This window comes from Inquilinus limosus (assembly GCF_051487185.1).
GTDB lineage: Bacteria > Pseudomonadota > Alphaproteobacteria > DSM-16000 > Inquilinaceae > Inquilinus > Inquilinus limosus_F.
On the sequence record NZ_JAHVDK010000009.1, the window covers coordinates 154,662 to 173,609 of the forward strand.

The window sequence follows — 18,948 nt, forward strand, 5'->3', positions numbered from 1 at the left end:
CACCGTCATTGCGAGCGCAGCGAAGCAATCCAGGGCCGTTAGGCGTGGCCCCTGGATTGCTTCGTCGGCTTCGCCTCCTCGCAATGACGACGGAATAGCTGTGCGAGCATCGCTTCGTCCTGCGGCTAGCCTCGTCCGGTAGGTCCCCCTATGCTGACCGGCCCACGTTCAACCGGCACGGTCGACATGGACAGCCAGGCTTCCGACGATCCCTTCCTGTGGCTCGAGGACATCGAGGACAAGCGAGCCCTCGACTGGGTCCGGGCGCGCAACGCCGAGAGCACCGGCCGCCTCGCCGAGACGACCGAGTTCGAGCGGATGCGCCGGCAGATGCTGGAGATCCTCGATTCCGAGGAGAAGCTGCCGCATGTCGTCCGCCGCGGCGACCGCTACTACAATTTCTGGCGTGACGCGGCCCATCCGCGCGGCCTGTGGCGGCGCACGACGCTGGCCTCCTTCCGCACCGCGGAGCCGGTGTGGGAGGTGCTGCTCGACCTCGACGCGCTCGCCGAGGCCGAGGGCGAGAACTGGGTCTGGCACGGCGCCGACGTCCTGGAGCCGGATTTCAGACGCTGCCTGATCGCCCTGTCGCGCGGCGGCGCCGACGCCCATGTCGTGCGCGAGTTCGACCTGGAGAGCCGCAGCTTCGTCCCCGACGGCTTTGTCCTGCCCGAGGCGAAAAGCCGCTTCGGCTGGAAGGACGCCGACTCGATCTATGTCGGCACCGATTTCGGGCCAGGGTCGCTGACCCGCTCCGGCTATCCGCGGATCGCCAAGCTGTGGCGGCGCGGCCAGAAGCTGGAGGAAGCGAAGACCGTCTATGAAGGGCGGGAGGATGACCTCGCGGTCGACGCGTTCCACGACCGCTTCCCCGGTTTCGAGCGCGACTTCGTCGCCCAGCGCATCGACTTCTACACCAGCGAGCTGTACCTGCTGCGGGACGACGGCGCCCTGACCCTGGTCGATGTCCCCCGCGACGCCGAGGCCAGCACCCACGGCCCGTGGCTGCTGGTGACGCCGCGGACGGAATGGACGGTCGGTGACCGCACCTATCCCGGCGGTTCGCTGCTGGCCGCGCGTTTCGACGACTGGCTCGCCGGCAAACGCGAGCTCGCGGTGCTGTTCGAGCCGAGCGAGACCACCGCGCTGTCGGGGACCTCCGGCACCCGCAACCACCTGGTGCTGCAGATCCTCGACGACGTGAAGAGCCGGGTGGAGATGCTGACGCCGGGCGAGGGCGGCTGGTTGCGACGGGCGCTGGACGGGCTGCCCGAGGCCGCGACCATCGCCTATGTCGGCACGGCGCCCCATGAGGACGACGAGATCCTGGTCCTCGCTTCCGGCTTCCTCGCCCCGGACACGCTGTATCGCGGCACGGCCGGCGAGCCCGACTTCGAATCGCTGAAGCAGGCGCCTGCCTTCTTCGACGCCTCGCCCTATGCGGTGGAGCAGCACTTCGTCGCCTCGGCCGACGGCACGCGCGTGCCCTATTTCGTGGTGGCGCGGAAGGACCTGCCGCGCGACGGCCGGGCTCCGACGCTGCTGACCGGTTATGGCGGCTTCGAGGTCTCGCTGCTGCCGCACTACATCCCGGGCGAAGGGCGGCTCTGGCTCGACCGCGGCGGCGTCTATGCCGTCGCCAATATCCGCGGCGGCGGTGAATACGGCCCGCGCTGGCACCAGGCGGCGCTGCGCGAGAAGCGGCCGCGCGCCTATGAGGATTTCGCCGCGGTGGCGCGCGACCTGGTCGCCCGCGGCATCACCTCGGTGCCGCATCTCGGCATCGAGGGCGGCAGCAATGGCGGGCTCCTGGTCGGCAACATGCTGACGCAGTATCCGGATCTGTTCGGCGCCATCGTCTGCGTCGTGCCGCTGCTCGACATGAAGCGCTACACCAAGCTGCTCGCCGGCGCCTCCTGGGCCGCGGAATACGGCGACCCCGACAAGCCCGAGGACTGGGCCTTCCTCCAGACCTTCTCGCCCTATCAGAATCTGCGGCAGGACGCGGCCTATCCGCCGGTGCTGCTGCTGACCTCGACCCGCGACGACCGGGTCCATCCCGGCCACGCCCGCAAGATGGCGGCGAGGATGATCGCCATGGGCAAGGACGTGCTCTATTACGAGAACATCGAAGGCGGCCACGGCGCCGCCGCCAACAACGCCCAGACCGCCTTCAACCAGGCGCTGATCCACGCCTTCCTGTGGGAGAAGCTCGCGTAGAGGTTCCTGTCATCGTTTCTCGTCTCGCGCTCCTGACGCACCGAGGTCATCGATGCCCATAACCGAGATCAAAGGGGTTCATTGGTTCCCGAGCCACCTGTGATGACCGAGGGCGCCGTCCGCGCGACAGTGACGGTCGAAGTCGGGTTTCGCGGCGAGGACGGCACGGACATCTTCCACGCCTATGTCTGCACTCCAGCCTGGATCAAGGAGCGCGTGGACGCCGAGACGGTTCTTTGGCCGAGAGGCCATCTGATCGTCCCACGGCTGGACCTGGAGCATGTGACGGCCGTGCTCCGGGCGCTTGTGGAGCAGTTTTCGGAATCGAGCGATTGGGACGGTTCGCCGAGCGGCTGAACCGATATCTCTGCTGGGAATTCGAGGACTACAAGGCGATGTCACGCCACCGCGAGTAGAAAACCCTCTAGGTCAGTCGCTGTAGCCGAGCATTTCTGAATGAGCGGCATTCAGCCCTGTCGGGCTGCCGTTCCCGCGCTGCGCCCCGATCATGCCGCCGCATCACCAACGCTGCGGAGGCATCTTGGAATCTTCTCCCCTCATGATCCTGGTCGCAGGCCCGTACCGCTCGGGCACCGGCGACGACCTCGGGCGGATCGCGGCGAATATGCGGGCCATGAACGAGGCCGCGTTGCTCCTGTTCCGGGCGGGCCATCTGCCGATCACCGGCGAGGCGCTGGCCTTGCCGCTGATCGAGACCGCCGGCTCGACCGGCCTGGGCGATGCGGTGTTCGACGAGATCTTCCACCCGATCGGCGAGCGCGTAGCGCGGCGCTGCGACGCCTGCCTGCGCATCGGCGGCCCGTCCGCGGGCGCCGATGCCATGGCGGCGATCTTCGAGCGGGCCGGGCGGCCGGTCTATCGCAGCTTGGCGGAGGTGCCGGGATGTCGCTGATGCAGGACCGGATCCGGATCCAATCCGTCCAGACCCTCTCCGACGACTGGTATGTGCTGAAGAAAACCACCTTCGACTACCGGCGCAAGGACGGCACCTGGCAGACCCTCAGCCGCGAGACCTACGACCGCGGCAACGGCGCCGCGATCCTGCTCTACGACCCCGGGCGCGGTCGGGTGCTGCTGACCCGACAGTTCCGCTTCCCGGCCTATGTCAACGGCCATCCGGAGCCGCTGATCGAGGCCTGTGCCGGCCTGCTCGACGCCCGCGACCCCGAGAGCGCCATCCGCGAGGAGGCGGAGGAGGAGACGGGATACCGGGTGGCGGCGCCGCGCCGGGTGTTCGAGGCCTTCATGAGCCCGGGCTCGGTCACCGAGCGGCTGGTCTTCTTCGTCGCCGAATACAGCCCGGCGGACCGGACGTCGGATGGCGGCGGGGTCGCGGCCGAGGGCGAGGATATCGAGATCCTGGAGCCGACCCTGACCGAAGCGCTGGCGATGGTCGAACGCGGCGAGATCATGGACGGCAAGACCATTCTCCTGCTGCAGTACGCCCAGCTGCACCGATTGCTGGGCTGAGCGTGACCACCGGCGAGCCGAACTGGGACGACATCCGCATCTTCCTCGCCGTCGCCCGCACCGGCAGCCTGACCGAGGCGGCGCGGCGCCTGGGGCTGAGCCAGCCGACCGTCGGCCGGCATCTGCGATCGCTGGAGGAATTGGCCGGCGCCAGGCTGTTCGACCGGCTGCCGAACCGGCTCGAGCTGACCGTACGGGGCCGGGCGCTGCTGCAGGCCGCCGGCAGCATGGAGGAGGGCGTGGGCAGCCTGCTCCGCGAGCTGCGCCAGGCCGATGAGACCCGGCATGAGCCGGTGCGGGTGACGGCCACCAGTTCGGTCTCGCTGTTCCTGACCGCCCATCTGCAGACGCTGCTGGCCGAGAGCGGTCAGGCGATCGCGATCGGCAATTCGCGCGCCCGGGCCAATCTCGCCTGGCGCGAGGCCGATATCGCGCTGCGCATGCGCCGGGTGCCGGAGGAGGGCGATCTGGCCGCGCGCCGGATCGGGCGCATCGGCTTTGCCCTCTACGCTTCGCGCGCCTATGCCGAGGAGCGCGGGGTGACCGGCGACGGCAGCGTGGCCGGGCTGGACTTCATCGGCCTGCCGGAGCCGGAGCGGGTGCCGTCGCAATCCGCCTGGTTCGACGCCGTCGCCGCCCAGGGCACCCTGCGCTGCCGGTTGGGCGAGGTCTATCTGCGCCATCGGGCGGCCGCCGACGGCCTCGGGGTGGCGCTGCTGCCCTGCTTCCTGGGCGATGCCGACGACCGGCTGCTGCGCCTCGGCGATCCGGTGCCGGAACTCGCGGAGGACGTCTACCTGATGCTGCATGGCGACCTGCGCCGCGACCCGGCGATCCGCGCCGTGGCCGAGGCCCTGGCCGCCCTGTTCCGGCGCCAGCGCCGCGCGCTCGAAGGCACACGGCGCGGCTGAGAAGAGCCTGAGAATGCAAGCTCACGCTCCTCGTCGTCATGGCGAGCCCCGAAGGGGCGTGGCCATCCAGCGGTACCGGCCCCTGGATGGCCACGGCACTTCGCGCCTCGCCATGACGGCTACGAAATTGGCAGCACCTTCTCTCGACGAGAGCGGAAACTACTCCGCCGCCTGGCGCTGCTGGCGGCTGTGGATGATCTGCCACAGCTTCTGCGGCGTGGCCGGCATGTCGACATGCTCGACCCCCAGCGGGGACAGCGCGTCGACGATGGCGTTGATGATCGCCGGCGGCGCCCCGATCGCCCCGGCCTCACCGGCGCCTTTGAGCCCCAGCGGATTGGTGGTGCAGGGGATCTCATTGTACTTGAAGGTGACGAAGGGCAGGTCGACCGCCCGCGGCATGGCGTAGTCCATGAACGAGCCGGACAGCAGCTGACCGCTGTCGCCGTCGAACACCGCATGCTCCAGCAGCGCCTGGCCGAGACCCTGGGCGATGCCGCCATGCACCTGGCCGGCCACCATCAGCGGATTCATCACCCGGCCGAAATCGTCGACCACGGTGTAGCGCAGGATCTCCACCATCCCGGTGTCGCCGTCGATCTCCAGCTCGACGATATGGGCCCCGTTGGGGAAGGTGGCGGAGGGTGGGGTGAAGCTGCCGCGCTCCTCGAAGGCGATCTCGGTATCGCCCTTGGCCGCGATCTCGGAGAGCGTCATCGACCGGTCGGTGCCGACCACGGTGAAGCGGCCTTCGGCGAAGGCGATGTCGACCGCCGCCGTCTCCATCAGATCCGCCGCCCGCAGCTTCGCCTTCTCCTGGACCTTCAGCGACCCGTCGCGGATCGCGGCGCCGCCGACAGGCACGGAGCGCGAGCCGCCGGTGCCGTTGCCGGTGCGCACCAGGTCGGTGTCGCCCTGGACGATGGTGATCTGGTCGGGCTCGACGCCGAGATGCTCGGCGATGATCTGCTTGTAGGCGGTCTCGTGCCCCTGGCCGTTGGTCTGGGTGCCGACATAGACGGTGACCTTGCCGTCGCGTCCGACCCGGACGTCGGCATTCTCGTCCTCGCCGCCGGCGCAGGCCTCGACATAGGTAGCGATGCCGAGCCCGCGATACTTGCCCTTCGCGGCCGAGTCGCGCCGGCGCTGCTCGAAGCCGGCGACGTCGGCGATCTGGGCCGCCTCCTCGAGGTTGCGGGTGAACTCGCCGCTGTCATAGGTCACGCCGGTGATTGTCTCGTAAGGCATGGCCGAGGGCGGGATGAAGTTGCGCCGCCGCAGCTCGACCGGGTCGATGCCCAGCACGCGGGACGCGTGATCGACGATGCGCTCGACGTTGAAGGCGGCTTCCGGCCGCCCGGCGCCGCGATAGGCATCGACCGGCTGGGTGTTGGTGAACACGCCGCGCACCCGCTCATAGACACCCTGCAGGGTGTAGAGGCCGTTCAGCATCTGGGCGCCGCCGGCCATGGTCGGGATGAACGGCCCGAAATTGGACAGATAGGCGCCCATATTGGCGATCATCTCGACCCGCAGCGCCAGGAAGCGGGCATCCTTGTCGACCGCCAGCTCGACCGTCGTGACGTTGTCGCGGCCGTGATCGTCGCTGATGAAGGCCTCGGTCCGCTCCGACGACCACTTCACCGGCCGGCCGAACTTGCGCGCGGCGTAGAGCGTCGCCGGGTATTCCGGATACATGAACAGCTTCATGCCGAAGCCGCCGCCGACATCGGTGCTGCGGACCAGGAACTTCTCCGGCGGCAGCTTGAAGATGTCGTTCGCCAGCATGTCACGCAGCAGGTGCACGCCCTGGCAGGAGACGTAGAGCACGAAACGGCCGTCGGTCGCGTCCCAGTCGGCGTTGCAGCAGCGCGGCTCCATCGGCGAGGCGACGACCCGGTTGTTGACCAGGTCGAGCCGGACCACCTTGTCGGCCTGGGCGAACAACGAGGAGACCTTGTCTTTCTGGCCGAACTCCCAGTCGAAGCACAGGTTGTTCGGCGCCTTGTCCCAGATCGCTGGGCCATTCAGCGTTTTGGCAGGGTCGACCGCGGCCGGCAGCGACTCGTAGTCCACCTCGATCGCCTCGGCGGCGTCCTTGGCCTGCTCGATGGTCTCGGCGACGACCAGCGCCACCGGCTCGCCGACGTGGCGGACGCGGCCGCGCGCCAGGATCGGCCGCGGCGGCAGCACCTGGTCGGAGCCGTCGCTGTTCTTCACCGGGGCGTAGCATTTCAGCTCGCCGATGCCGTCGGCGTCGAGATCGGCGATGGTGACGATGCCGATCACGCCCGACATCGCCGCGGCGGCGGCGATGTCGATGCTGCGGATCTCCGCATGCGCGAAGGGCGAGCGCAGGAAATAGGCCTGCGCCTGGCCCGGGGCGGAGACGTCGTCGGTGTAGCGGCCGCCGCCCTTCAGCAGGCGGGGATCCTCGCTGCGGCGCATAGGCTGGCCGATGCCGAACTTCGTCGCCACGATCTGCTCCTCCCGATGCATGAATCGGTTTAGGATCGACCGTGGCGCTTCGGGCGTCAATGCCATGTCGGACAATATCCGCGACAAAAGACGCGACGGAATCGCGCGCGGGCCGAGCGACGGGGCTGGTATTGGGGGCTGGTCTTCGCTACATAAGCGCCATCGCCGGCTGCTGGGCGCAGCCGGCCGTTTTCGTTTGTCGACAGGTGTCCCTTGCAGCAGGTCTTGCTCGTCATCCACGTTCTGATCGCCGTGGCCCTGATCGGGGTGATCCTGATCCAGCGCAGCGAGGGCGGTGGCCTGGGCATCGGCGGCGGGGGCGGCGGCGGTCTGGTGTCGATCCGGGGCCAGGCCAACCTGCTGACCCGGCTCACCGCCGGCCTGGCGGCGGCCTTCATGGTGACGAGCATCGTTCTGGCGATCCTGGCCGGCGCGCATCGCAGCGGCTCCGCGATCGTCGACGAGGTGCCGGCAGCGCCGGCTCCGACCGCGCCCGCCACCACCACGCCGGCCACGCCGTCGGTCCCGACGACGGAATAACCGGTCCTCACAGGATTGCCGACGAGGCGGCCCCCGTTATCCAGGTGGGGCCGCCTCGCTGTTTTTGGGTGAACGAATCTGGGGTAGGGTAAGATTCCATGACGCGGTACATCTTCATTACCGGCGGCGTGGTCTCCTCGCTTGGCAAGGGACTGGGCGCAGCGGCACTCGGGGCGCTTCTCCAGGCGCGGGGATTCAAGGTCCGGCTCCGGAAGCTCGACCCCTATCTCAACGTCGACCCGGGCACGATGAGCCCGACCCAGCACGGTGAGGTCTTCGTCACCGATGACGGCGCCGAGACCGACCTCGACCTCGGCCACTATGAGCGCTTCACCGGCGTCGCCGCGCGCAAGAGCGACAACGTCACCACCGGCAAGATCTATTCCACCGTGATCGCGCGTGAGCGCCGCGGCGACTATCTCGGCGCCACGGTGCAGGTGATCCCGCACGTCACCGATGCGATCAAGGAGTTCATCCGCTCGGACGTCACCGACGAGGATTTCGTCCTCTGCGAGATCGGCGGCACGGTCGGCGACATCGAGAGCCTGCCGTTCCTGGAGGCGATCCGCCAGTTCGGCAACGAGGTCGGGCCGGAGAACGCGCTGTTCCTCCACGTTACCCTCTTGCCCTACATCCCGGCGGCGGGCGAGCTGAAGACCAAGCCGACCCAGCATTCGGTGAAGGAGCTGCTGTCGGTCGGAATCCAGCCGGCGATGCTGCTGTGCCGCGCCGACCGGCCGATTCCGGACAATGAGCGGCGCAAGATCGCCCTGTTCTGCAACATCCGGCCGGAGCGGGTGATCGCCGCCCTCGACGTCGACACGATCTACAACGTGCCGATCTCCTACCACGAGGAGGGCTTCGATGATCAGGTCCTGGCCTATTTCGGCATCGAGCAGCCGAAGGCGCCGAACCTGTCGCGCTGGTCCAACATCGTCCAGCGTGTGCGCGCGCCGGAGGGGGAGGTGACGATCGGCGTGGTCGGCAAGTACACCTCGCTGATCGACAGCTACAAGAGCCTGGCCGAGGCGCTGACCCATGGCGGCATCGCCAACAACATCAAGGTCAAGCTCGACTGGATGGATTCGCAGATCTTCGAGTCGGAGGACGCGGTCTCTCACCTCGAGCATGTCCACGGTATCCTGGTGCCCGGCGGCTTCGGCGAGCGCGGGGCGGAGGGCAAGATCCGCGCCGCCCAGTTCGCGCGCGAGCGCAAGGTGCCGTATTTCGGCATCTGCTTCGGCATGCAGATGGCGGTGATCGAGGCGGCGCGGCATATGGCGGGGCTGCCGGCGGCGAACTCCACCGAATTCGGCCCGACCAACGAGCCGGTGGTCGGCCTGATGACCGAATGGGTGCGCGGCAACGAGCTGGAGGTCCGCAAATCCGACGGCGACCTCGGCGGCACCATGCGCCTCGGCGCCTATCCGGCCGTGCTGCAGCCGGGCAGCCGGGTGCACGGGATCTACGGCGCGGCCGAGATCAGTGAGCGCCACCGCCACCGCTACGAGGTCAACATCAACTACCGCGAGCGGCTGGAGGCGGCGGGGCTGGTCTTCTCCGGCCTGTCGCCGGACGGCGTGCTGCCGGAGATCGTGGAGCTGCCGGACCATCCCTGGTTCGTCGGGGTGCAGTTCCACCCCGAGCTGAAGTCGAAGCCTTTCGATCCGCACCCGCTGTTCACCGACTTCATCCGCGCCGCGATCGAGCAGAGCCGGCTCGTCTGAGGATCAGGACCATGACCGCTGCCCGTGCCGTCACCGTCGGCAATCTCACCTTCGCCAATGACCGCCCGCTGACGGTGATCGCCGGCCCGTGCCAGCTCGAGAGCCGTGAGCACGCTCTGGAGATGAGCCAGGCGCTGGTCGAGATCACCCGCAAGCTCGGCCTCGGCCTCGTCTACAAGACCTCCTTCGACAAGGCCAACCGCACCTCCGCCTCCGCCGCCCGCGGCCTGGGAATGGAGAAGAGCCTGCCGATCATGGCCGAGATCCGGGAAAAGTTCGGCTGCCCGGTGCTGACCGACATCCATGAGGCGTCGCAATGCGCGCCGGTGGCGGAAGCGGTGGACATCCTGCAGATCCCGGCCTTCCTGTGCCGGCAGACCGACCTGCTGCTCGCCGCCGGCGCCACCGGCCGGGCGATCAACGTCAAGAAGGGCCAGTTCCTCGCGCCCTGGGACATGAAGAACGTCGCCGCCAAGATCGCCGCGACCGGCAACGACAAGATCCTGCTGACCGAGCGCGGCGTCAGCTTCGGCTACAACACGCTGGTCAGCGACATGCGCGCGCTGCCGATCCTGGCGCAGACCGGATATCCGGTGGTGTTCGACGCCACCCATTCGGTGCAGCAGCCGGGCGGGCAGGGCACCAGCTCGGGCGGCCAGCGCGAATTCGTGCCGGTGCTGGCCCGGGCCGCGGTCTCGATCGGCGTCGCCGCCGTCTTCATCGAGACCCACCAGGACCCGGACCACGCCCCGAGCGATGGCCCCAACATGGTGCCGCTGAACAAGCTCGAGGCGTTGCTGACCACCCTGGTCGCGCTCGACCGCGTCGCCAAGGCCGATCCGGTCCGGATCTGAAGGCCGGGGCCTGCTTTTCTGACCTGCATCTCCATTGTCATTGCCGGGCTTGACCCGGCAATCCAGAGGGTGTCGACGCTCTCTGGATGCCCGGGTCAAGCCCGGGCATGACAGAAGAGGAATGGCCCGGGTTTGCCGCGGCAAACCCGGGCAGGCCTCGCTACTCCGCCGCCGCGGCCAGGGTCGCGTAGCGGCGCTCGGTGTCGGTGATGTAATCGCGGGTGAGGGGGGCGGCGTCGCGCTTCCGGGCCAGCTGCATCTGGAACACCATGCAGCTGCCCAGCCGGAACTCGTTCTCGCAGCCCAGCAGGTAGAACTCCCACATCCGGCAGAAGCGCTCATCATACAGCTTGGCGATGCGCTCCCGCCGCGCCTGGAACCGCTCGTTCCAGGCGGCCAGCGTGTCGGCGTAGTGGACCCGCAGGATCTCGATGTCGGTGAGCCAGAGCCCCTGGCGCTCGACCGCGGCCATCACCTCCGACAGCGCCGGCACGTAGCCGCCCGGGAAGATGTATTTGCGCAGCCAGGCGCCGGTGTTGCCGGGCGGCTGCATGCGCCCGATCGAATGCAGCAGCATGACGCCGTCATCGGCCAGCAGGCTGCGCACCTTGGCGAAGAACTCGTCGTAGTAGGCGGCGCCGACATGCTCGAACATGCCGACCGAGACGATGCGATCGAAGCGCTGGTCGAGCTGGCGATAGTCGCGCAGCTCGAACCTCACCCGGTCGGCCAGGCCGCGCTTGCGGGCGCGCTCCTCGGCCAGCTTCTGCTGCTCGACCGACAGGGTCACGCCCAGCACCTCGACCGGCGCCAGCTCGGCCAGCGTCATCGCCATGCCGCCCCAGCCGCTGCCGATGTCGAGCACGCGCCTGGCGCCGTCGAGCATCAGCTTGGCGGCGATGTGGCGCTTCTTGGCTTCCTGCGCTTGTTCGAGCGTGCGCACCCCGTCGCCGAAATAGGCGCAGGAATACTGCATGTCCTCGTCGAGGAAGAGCTCGAACAGCTCGCGCGACAGGTCGTAGTGGTGGGCGACGTGCTCCTGCGCCTTGCCGATCGGGTTGTACTGCTGCAGCCGACGCAGCCGGCGGCCGAGCGAGTTCAGGAACACCTGCAACGGGTAGCCGTCCAGCGCCTGGTGGTTGTGGCCGTACAGCGCGAACAGGTCGCGCAGCGTGGTCCCGTCCTCCAGCGTCAGCGTGCCGTCCATATAGGCCTCGCCGACCGCCAGTGCCGGCGCTGCGAACAGCTTCCGCGGCAGGGCGGGGTCGTGCAGCCGGACCGAGGCGAAGGGGCCGGGTTGCGTGCCCGCGAAGTCGTGGACCACGCCGCCCGCGTCGGTCACGCGCAGGCGGCCGGCCTGCACGAAGCGCGACAGCATGTGGGAGAGAAGCCGCATCTCAGACCTTCAGCTTTGCACTTTTGTCGCGAGGCTACTCCCCAAATTGACGCAGTTTCAACACGACGCCGCCACAATCACCGGATGCGAGATCTGCCGCAGGCGCAGAGGCGAAAGTCCTTGCATTTTCCGGTCCGCGGCACAGTCTGGCCCCGCCGATTCCCGCCTTCCACTCCGTGCCAAGCGAGAGGCAGCCCATGACCGCGATCGTCGACATCCATGCCCGCCAGATCCTCGACAGCCGGGGCAACCCGACCGTCGAGGTCGACGTCACCCTCGAATCCGGCGCCTTCGGCCGCGCCGCCGTGCCCTCCGGCGCCTCGACCGGCGCCCATGAGGCGGTCGAGCTGCGCGATGGCGACAAATCGGTCTATGGCGGCAAGGGCGTGATCAAGGCGGTCGATGCCGTCAATGGCGAGCTGTTCGACGCGCTGACCGGGCTCGACGCCGAGGACCAGATCGCGCTCGACCGCACCATGATCGAGCTGGACGGCACCCCGAACAAAGGCCGGCTCGGCGCCAACGCCATCCTCGGCGTCAGCCTCGCGGTGGCCCGCGCCGCCGCCGAGGATGCCGGCCTGCCGCTCTACCGTTATGTCGGCGGCGCCTATGCCAGCACCTTGCCGGTGCCGCTGATGAACATCATCAATGGCGGCGCCCATGCCGACAACCCGATCGACATCCAGGAATTCATGATCATGCCGGTCGGCGCGCCGACCCTGGCCGAGGCGGTGCGCACCGGCTCCGAGGTGTTCCACGCCCTGCGCAAGAAGCTGAAGGACGCCGGCCACGGCACCAATGTCGGCGACGAGGGCGGCTTCGCCCCCAATCTCGGCTCGGCCGACGAGGCGCTCAGCTTCATCGTCCAGGCGATCGAGGCGGCCGGCTACAAGCCCGGCGACGACGTCGTGCTGGCGCTCGATGCCGCCTCGACGGAGTTCTACAAGGACGGCCGCTACCACCTGGAAGGGGAGGGCAAGACCCTCGATAGCGCCGGCCTCGTCGCCTATTACGAGGAGCTGGTGAAGCGCTACCCGATCGTGTCGATCGAGGACGGCATGGCCGAGGACGACTGGGAGGGTTGGGCTGCGATCACCAGCACCCTCGGCAAGCGCATCCAGCTCGTCGGCGACGACCTGTTCGTGACCAATCCGGAGCGCCTGTCCCAGGGCATCGCCCGCGGCATCGGCAACTCGATCCTGGTCAAGGTCAACCAGATCGGCACCCTGACCGAGACGCTGCAGGCGGTGGAGATGGCGCACAAGGCCGGCTACACCGCGGTCATGTCGCACCGCTCGGGCGAGACCGAGGATGCGACCATCGCCGACCTCGCCGTCGCCACCAATTGCGGACAGATCAAGACCGGCTCGCTCAGCCGCTCCGACCGGCTCGCCAAGTACAACCAGCTGATCCGGATCGAGGAGCAGCTGAGCCGCGCCGCCAGCTACGCCGGCCGGTCGGTGCTGCGCCAGCGCTAGTACCGTCGATTGACGCCGACCCCGACCTATGGTGATCTGAGGGCATGAGCATGTTTCGCTATCTCCGGCGGAAACTGCGGCCCGTCATCGGGCCGGTGGTCGGCGTCTGCCTGATCGCCTATTTCACCTACCACGCGATCCAGGGCGATCACGGCATCTTCGCCCGCGACGCCCTGCAGGGCGAGGTCGACCAGGCCAAGTCCACGCTGGACGCGCTGACCGCGCGGCGCGTGGAGATGGAGAAGCGCGCCGCGCTGATCGACCCGAAGCAGGTCGATCTCGACATGCTGGACGAACGGGCCCGGGCGATGCTGAATGTCGCCAGGCCGGACGAAGTCGTCGTCTTCTACCCGAAGCCCGCCCCGGCCCCGGCCCAGTAGGCCCCGCGCGGCAGCCCTGCGCCGGCTTCGGCGCAGCCATGGACCTGCGTCTTGCAAATTCCGGCCGTGCGGGGTAGCACTTGGCCAGGCGAAACTGCTATGCGCGCCTACTAATCCGATGCCATCCGTCTGAGGGAGGATCCATTGGCCGCCACGAAACGTCGTCCCGCCCAGGAGAAGACGTCGGGAGCCGTGGCTCCCGCTGCCGCCGGCAAAGATGAGTTGCTGCGGTACTACAGGGATATGCTTTTGATCCGCCGCTTCGAGGAGAAGGCGGGCCAGCTCTACGGCATGGGGCTGATCGGCGGCTTCTGCCACCTCTATATCGGCCAGGAGGCCGTGGTGGTCGGCGTCCAGTCGGCGCAGATCCCGGCCGACGACGTGATCACCGGCTATCGCGACCACGGCCACATGCTGGCCTGCGGCATGGACCCGCGCGGCGTGATGGCGGAGCTGACCGGGCGCCGCGGCGGCTACTCCAAGGGCAAGGGCGGCTCGATGCACATGTTCAGCCGCGAGAAGAAGTTCTTCGGCGGCCACGGCATCGTCGGCGCCCAGGTGTCGCTTGGCACCGGCCTCGGCTTCGCCCATCGCTACAAGGAGGATGGCGGTGCCACCGTCGCTTATATGGGCGACGGCGCGACCAACCAGGGCCAGGTCTATGAGAGCTTCAACATGGCGGCTCTCTGGAAGCTCCCGGTCGTCTATGTGATCGAGAACAACAAATACGGCATGGGCACCTCGGTGCAGCGGGCCTCGGCCAATGCCGACCTGCATCAGCGCGGTCAGGCCTACGGCATCCCCGGCTTCCAGGTCGACGGCATGGACGTGCTGTCGGTCAAGGCCGCGGCCGAGGAGGCGCTCGGCCGCGCCCGCGCCGGCGAGGGCCCGACCATCCTCGAGATGATGACCTACCGCTATCGCGGCCACTCCATGTCCGATCCGGCCAAGTACCGGAGCAAGGAGGAGGTGGCGAAGATGCGCGAGACGCACGACCCGATCGACCTGGTGCGCAAGAAGATCGACGCGATCGGCGGCATCAGCGAGGACGACTTCAAGGCGATCGACAAGGAGATCCGGGGCATCGTCAACGATGCGGCGGAATTCGCGCAGCAGAGCCCGGAGCCCGATCCGTCGGAGCTCTACACCGACGTCCTGATCGAAGCCTGAGCCATCACGACCCGGCGGGCGCCGCGACGGGCGCCGCCGGCTGCCGGAGAATTCCCCAATGCCCACCGAAATCCTGATGCCGGCCCTGTCGCCGACCATGACCGAGGGCACGCTCGCGAAGTGGCTGAAGCGCGAGGGTGACGCGGTGAAGTCGGGCGACGTGATCGCCGAGATCGAGACCGACAAGGCGACCATGGAGGTCGAGGCGGTCGACGAAGGCACCATCGGCAAGATCCTGGTGCCCGAAGGCACCGAGGCCGTGGCCGTGAACACCCCGATCGCCATCCTGCTCGGCGACGGCGAGAGCGCGGGCGACATCACCGCCAACGGCAAGGCCGCCCCGGCGGCGGAGACACCGCGCGAGGCGCCGGCCGCCCCCGAGGCGCCGAAGGCCGAGGCCCGGGCGCCTGCCGCCCCGGCCGCGCCGCCGGCGACCAAAGCGCCGCCCGCGACCGACGAGGACAAGTATTTCGCCAAGACGAAGCGCATCACCGTGCGCGAGGCGCTGCGCGACGCCATGGCCGAGGAGATGCGGCGCGACCCGACCGTGTTCCTGATGGGCGAGGAGGTCGCGGAATACCAGGGCGCCTACAAGGTCAGCCAGGGCCTGCTCGAGGAGTTCGGGGCCAAGCGCGTGATCGACACGCCGATCACCGAGCACGGCTTCGCCGGCCTCGGCGTCGGCGCTGCCTATGCGGGCCTGCGGCCGATCGTCGAGTTCATGACCTTCAACTTCGCCATGCAGGCGATCGACCAGATCATCAACTCGGCGGCCAAGACGCTGTACATGTCCGGCGGCCAGATGGGCAGCCCGATCGTGTTCCGCGGCCCGAACGGCGCCGCCGCCCGCGTTGCCGCCCAGCACAGCCAGGACTATGCCAGCTGGTACGCGCACTGCCCGGGCCTGAAGGTCGTGTCGCCCTGGTCGGCGGCGGACGCCAAGGGCCTGCTGAAGGCCGCGATCCGCGACCCGAACCCGGTGATCTTCCTGGAGAATGAGATCCTCTACGGCCAGAGCTTCGACGTGCCGGAGGATCCCGAGTTCATCGTCCCGATCGGCCGCGCCAAGATCGTGCGTCCGGGCAAGGACGTCACCATCACCGCCTATTCGATCATGGTCGGCAAGGCGCTGGAGGCGGCGGAGACCCTGGCCGCCGAGGGCATCGACGCCGAGGTCATCGACCTCCGCACCATCCGGCCGCTCGACATCGAGACCATCGTCGGCTCGGTCAAGAAGACCAACCGCCTGGTGTCCGCCGAGGAGAGCTGGCCCTTCGCCGGCATCGGGGCCGAGCTGGCGGCGCTGATGATGGAGCACGCCTTCGACTATCTCGACGCCCCGGTCGGGCGCGTCTGCGCGGTCGACGTGCCGCTGCCCTACGCCGCCAATCTCGAGCATCTCGCGCTGCCGCAGGCATCTCACATCGTCGCGGCGGCCAAGGCCGCCTGCTACCGCTGAGCCCGGCGTCGGACACGGGGAGGGATCGATGACGATCAACATTCTGATGCCCGCGCTGTCGCCCACCATGACCGAGGGCACGCTCGCCACCTGGCATAAGAAGGAGGGCGACAAGGTCAAGTCGGGCGACGTGATCGCCGAGATCGAGACCGACAAGGCGACCATGGAGGTCGAGGCGGTCGACGAAGGCACCCTCGGCAAGATCCTGGTGCCCGAGGGCACCGAGAACGTGCCGGTCAACGAGGTCATCGCCATCCTCCTGGAGGAGGGCGAGGACGCTGGCGCGCTGAAGGACGGGGCGCCGAAGCCCGAGGCCAAGGCGCCGGCCGAGCCGAAGCCCGAGGCTCCGGCGAAGGCCGAGGCCCCGGCGCCGCAGCCCGCTCCGGCCGCGAAGCCGGCGGCGAACGGCCATGACGAAAGCCGCGTCTTCGCCAGCCCGCTGGCGCGCCGCATGGCGCAGCAGGCCGGCATCGATCTGGCGGCGCTGCAGGGCAGCGGCCCGCATGGCCGCGTGGTCAAGGCCGACATCGAGGCCGCGCTGGCCGGCGGCGTTCCTGCCGCCAAGCCGGCTATGCCCGAAGCCGCGAAGGCGGCGCCGACTCCCGCTGCCGTCCCGGCCGCGAAGCCGGCGGCCGCCGGCCCGAACGCCAAGCAGCTCGCCGATGCCCTCGGCATCCCCTACAGCGAGCAGAAGCACAGCAACATGCGCAAGACGGTGGCGCGCCGGCTCCTGGAGTCGAAGCAGACCGTCCCGCATTTCTACCTGACGGTCGATATCGAGCTCGACGCGCTGCTCAAGCTGCGCAAGGAGCTGAACGACCGCGGCGACGTCAAGCTGTCGGTCAACGACATGCTGATCAAGGCGGCGGCGCTGGCGCTGCGCAAGGTGCCGGCCGCCAACGCTTCCTGGACCGACGAGGCGATGATCCAGTACGAGCGGGTCGACGTTTCGGTGGCGGTGGCGACCGAGGGCGGCCTGATCACCCCGATCATCAAGGACGCTGACCGCAAGGGGCTGGGCACCATCTCGGCCGAGATGAAAGACCTTGCCGGCCGCGCCCGCGAGGGCAAGCTGAAGCCTGAGGAGTACCAGGGTGGCACCTTCTCGATCTCCAATCTCGGCATGTACGGGGTCAAGGATTTCGGGGCGATCATCAACCCGCCGCAATCCTGCATCCTGGCGGTCGGCGCCGGCACCCAGCGGCCGGTGGTGAAGGACGGCGCGCTCGCCATCGCCACGGTGATGAGCTGCACCCTGTCGGTCGACCACCGCGCCGTCGACGGCGCGGTCGGTGCCGAATACCTGGCCGCCTTCAGGGCGCTGGTCGAGGCGCCGCTCAGCATGATGCTCTGATCGGTCCGGGCCGGGACTGCGGTCCCGGCCCCCGACCGGCGACCCCGTGACAGCCTCCGCCGGGGCGCGGGAGGCAGCAAGGAGACACGACTGTGGCTGATACGAGCTTCGATGTCCTGGTGATCGGCGCCGGCCCGGGCGGTTATGTCGCCGCGATCCGCGCCGCCCAGCTGGGGCTCAAGACCGCGGTGGTCGAGCGCGAGCATCTCGGCGGCATCTGCCTGAACTGGGGCTGCATTCCGACCAAGGCGCTGCTGCGTTCGTCCGAGATCTCGCACCTGCTGAAGCACCTCGGCGAATATGGCTTTTCTGCCAAGGATGTCAGCTTCGATCTTAAGAAGGTGGTTGAGCGGTCGCGCAAGGTCGCGGCCCAGCTCGCCGGCGGGGTCAAGCACCTGCTGCGCAAGAACAAGGTGACGGTGTTCGACGGCGCAGCCAAGCTGCTGGGCGGCGGCAAGGTCGAGGTGGCGCTGAAGGCCGGGAGCAAGGAGACGCTCGCCGCCAAGCACATCATCATCGCTACGGGCGCCCGGGCGCGGACTCTGCCGGGGACGAAGCCGGACGGCAAGCTGATCTGGACCTACAAGGAGGCGATGGTCCCGCCGACCATGCCGAAGTCGCTCCTGGTCATCGGCTCGGGCGCCATCGGCATCGAATTCGCCAGCTTCTACCACAACCTCGGCGCCGAGGTGACGGTGGTCGAGATGCTCGACCGTATCCTGCCGGTGGAGGACGAGGAGATCTCGGCCTTCGCCAGGAAACAGTTCGAGAAGCAGGGCATGCGTATCCTGGTCAGCGCCAAGACCCAGAAGCTGGAGAATAGGGCCGACAGCGTCACCGCCACCGTCGAGGTCAATGGCAAGACCGAGACGATCACCGCGGACCGGGTGATCCTGGCCATCGGCATCGACGGCAATGTCGAGAACCTCGGGCTGGAGAACACCAAGGTGAAGGTCGACCGCGGCCACATTGTGGTCGGCCCCTATCTGGAGACCGACGAGCCGGGCGTCTACGCCATCGGCGACGTCGCCGGCCCGCCCTGGCTGGCGCATAAGGCCAGCCATGAGGGCGTGATCTGCGTCGAGAAGATCGCCGGGCTGCATCCGCATCCGCTCGACGTCAGCAACGTCCCGGGCTGCACCTACTGCATGCCGCAGGTCGCCTCGGTCGGCCTGACCGAGGCCAAGGCCAAGGAGGCGGGGCACGAGGTGCGGGTCGGCCGCTTCCCCTATATCGGCAACGGCAAGGCGATCGCGCTGGGCGAGCCGGAAGGCATGGTCAAGACCGTGTTCGACGCCAAGACCGGCGAACTGCTCGGCGCCCATATGGTCGGCGCCGAGGTCACCGAGCTGATCCAGGGCTACGGCATCGCCAAGACGCTGGAGACGACGGAGGCGGAGCTGATGCACAGCATCTTCCCGCATCCGACGCTGAGCGAGATGATGCATGAGAGCGTGCTCGACGCCTACGGGCGCGCAATCCACTATTGA

At 68.4% G+C, this 18,948-nt stretch carries 16 protein-coding genes; 14 read left to right on the top strand and 2 right to left on the bottom strand.

Going from position 1 to position 18,948, the window contains the following annotated elements; genetic code table 11:
- Nucleotides 1–186 precede the first annotated feature (186 nt).
- The 5 genes from KXR53_RS12695 (at nt 187) to KXR53_RS12715 (ending at nt 4,622) form a co-directional block, all read left to right on the top strand.
- Nucleotides 187–2,220 (top strand): prolyl oligopeptidase family serine peptidase, encoded by a 2,034-nt coding sequence (locus tag KXR53_RS12695; RefSeq protein WP_437375530.1) that lies wholly within the window; start codon nt 187–189, stop codon nt 2,218–2,220.
- A gap of 102 nt (nt 2,221–2,322) precedes the next feature.
- A complete protein-coding gene (locus tag KXR53_RS12700; RefSeq protein ID WP_437375531.1) occupies nt 2,323–2,577 on the top strand; it encodes an Imm8 family immunity protein in 255 nt (84 codons plus the stop codon).
- Between the two features lie 202 nt (nt 2,578–2,779).
- Nucleotides 2,780–3,133: a hypothetical protein gene (locus KXR53_RS12705; protein ID WP_437375532.1), complete on the top strand. Its 354-nt coding sequence runs from the start codon at nt 2,780–2,782 to the stop codon at nt 3,131–3,133.
- Complete coding sequence (locus KXR53_RS12710) at nt 3,124–3,711, top strand: NUDIX domain-containing protein (protein ID WP_437375533.1); 588 nt, start codon at nt 3,124–3,126, stop codon at nt 3,709–3,711. The genes KXR53_RS12705 and KXR53_RS12710 overlap by 10 nt, the downstream gene beginning before the upstream one ends.
- Before the next feature lie 2 nt (nt 3,712–3,713).
- Entirely contained in the window at nt 3,714–4,622 is a 909-nt protein-coding gene (locus KXR53_RS12715) for a LysR family transcriptional regulator (protein WP_437375534.1), read from the top strand.
- 159 nt (nt 4,623–4,781) lie between these two features.
- On the opposite strand, the gene KXR53_RS12720 is transcribed toward KXR53_RS12715, so the two are convergent.
- On the bottom strand, nt 4,782–7,100 hold the full coding sequence (locus KXR53_RS12720) for a xanthine dehydrogenase family protein molybdopterin-binding subunit (RefSeq protein ID WP_437375535.1): 2,319 nt from the start codon (nt 7,098–7,100) through the stop codon (nt 4,782–4,784).
- A gap of 213 nt (nt 7,101–7,313) precedes the next feature.
- Between KXR53_RS12720 and secG the strand changes: the two genes are divergently transcribed.
- The 3 genes from secG (at nt 7,314) to kdsA (ending at nt 10,221) form a co-directional block, all read left to right on the top strand.
- Nucleotides 7,314–7,640, top strand: a complete 327-nt coding sequence (secG, locus tag KXR53_RS12725) for a preprotein translocase subunit SecG (RefSeq protein ID WP_437375536.1) — start codon at nt 7,314–7,316, stop codon at nt 7,638–7,640.
- Nucleotides 7,641–7,738: 98 nt separating this feature from the next.
- Nucleotides 7,739–9,367 carry a CTP synthase gene (locus tag KXR53_RS12730; RefSeq protein WP_437375537.1) on the top strand — a complete coding sequence of 543 codons (1,629 nt, stop codon included), beginning with the start codon at nt 7,739–7,741 and terminating at the stop codon, nt 9,365–9,367.
- 11 nt (nt 9,368–9,378) lie between these two features.
- A complete protein-coding gene (gene kdsA / locus KXR53_RS12735) occupies nt 9,379–10,221 on the top strand; it encodes a 3-deoxy-8-phosphooctulonate synthase (RefSeq protein ID WP_437375538.1) in 843 nt (280 codons plus the stop codon).
- A gap of 160 nt (nt 10,222–10,381) precedes the next feature.
- Here kdsA and KXR53_RS12740 read toward each other — a convergent pair whose 3' ends face one another.
- The gene (locus KXR53_RS12740) at nt 10,382–11,617 is read right to left on the bottom strand and encodes a class I SAM-dependent methyltransferase (RefSeq protein ID WP_437375539.1); all 1,236 of its coding nucleotides are present in this window, start codon (nt 11,615–11,617) and stop codon (nt 10,382–10,384) included.
- 197 nt (nt 11,618–11,814) lie between these two features.
- Here KXR53_RS12740 and eno point away from each other — a divergent pair, with 197 nt between their 5' ends.
- The 6 genes from eno to lpdA all read left to right on the top strand — a co-directional run bounded on the left by eno (nt 11,815) and on the right by lpdA (nt 18,948).
- Complete coding sequence (gene eno / locus KXR53_RS12745) at nt 11,815–13,095, top strand: phosphopyruvate hydratase (protein WP_437375540.1); 1,281 nt, start codon at nt 11,815–11,817, stop codon at nt 13,093–13,095.
- 50 nt (nt 13,096–13,145) lie between these two features.
- Nucleotides 13,146–13,475 (top strand): FtsB family cell division protein, encoded by a 330-nt coding sequence (locus tag KXR53_RS12750; protein ID WP_437375541.1) that lies wholly within the window; start codon nt 13,146–13,148, stop codon nt 13,473–13,475.
- A 144-nt stretch (nt 13,476–13,619) separates the two neighbouring features.
- On the top strand, nt 13,620–14,645 hold the full coding sequence (pdhA, locus tag KXR53_RS12755) for a pyruvate dehydrogenase (acetyl-transferring) E1 component subunit alpha (protein WP_437375542.1): 1,026 nt from the start codon (nt 13,620–13,622) through the stop codon (nt 14,643–14,645).
- A gap of 58 nt (nt 14,646–14,703) precedes the next feature.
- Nucleotides 14,704–16,104 (top strand): pyruvate dehydrogenase complex E1 component subunit beta, encoded by a 1,401-nt coding sequence (locus tag KXR53_RS12760; RefSeq protein WP_437375543.1) that lies wholly within the window; start codon nt 14,704–14,706, stop codon nt 16,102–16,104.
- A 28-nt stretch (nt 16,105–16,132) separates the two neighbouring features.
- Nucleotides 16,133–17,458, top strand: a complete 1,326-nt coding sequence (locus KXR53_RS12765; protein ID WP_437375544.1) for a pyruvate dehydrogenase complex dihydrolipoamide acetyltransferase — start codon at nt 16,133–16,135, stop codon at nt 17,456–17,458.
- Nucleotides 17,459–17,550: 92 nt separating this feature from the next.
- On the top strand, nt 17,551–18,948 hold the full coding sequence (gene lpdA, locus KXR53_RS12770; protein WP_437375545.1) for a dihydrolipoyl dehydrogenase: 1,398 nt from the start codon (nt 17,551–17,553) through the stop codon (nt 18,946–18,948).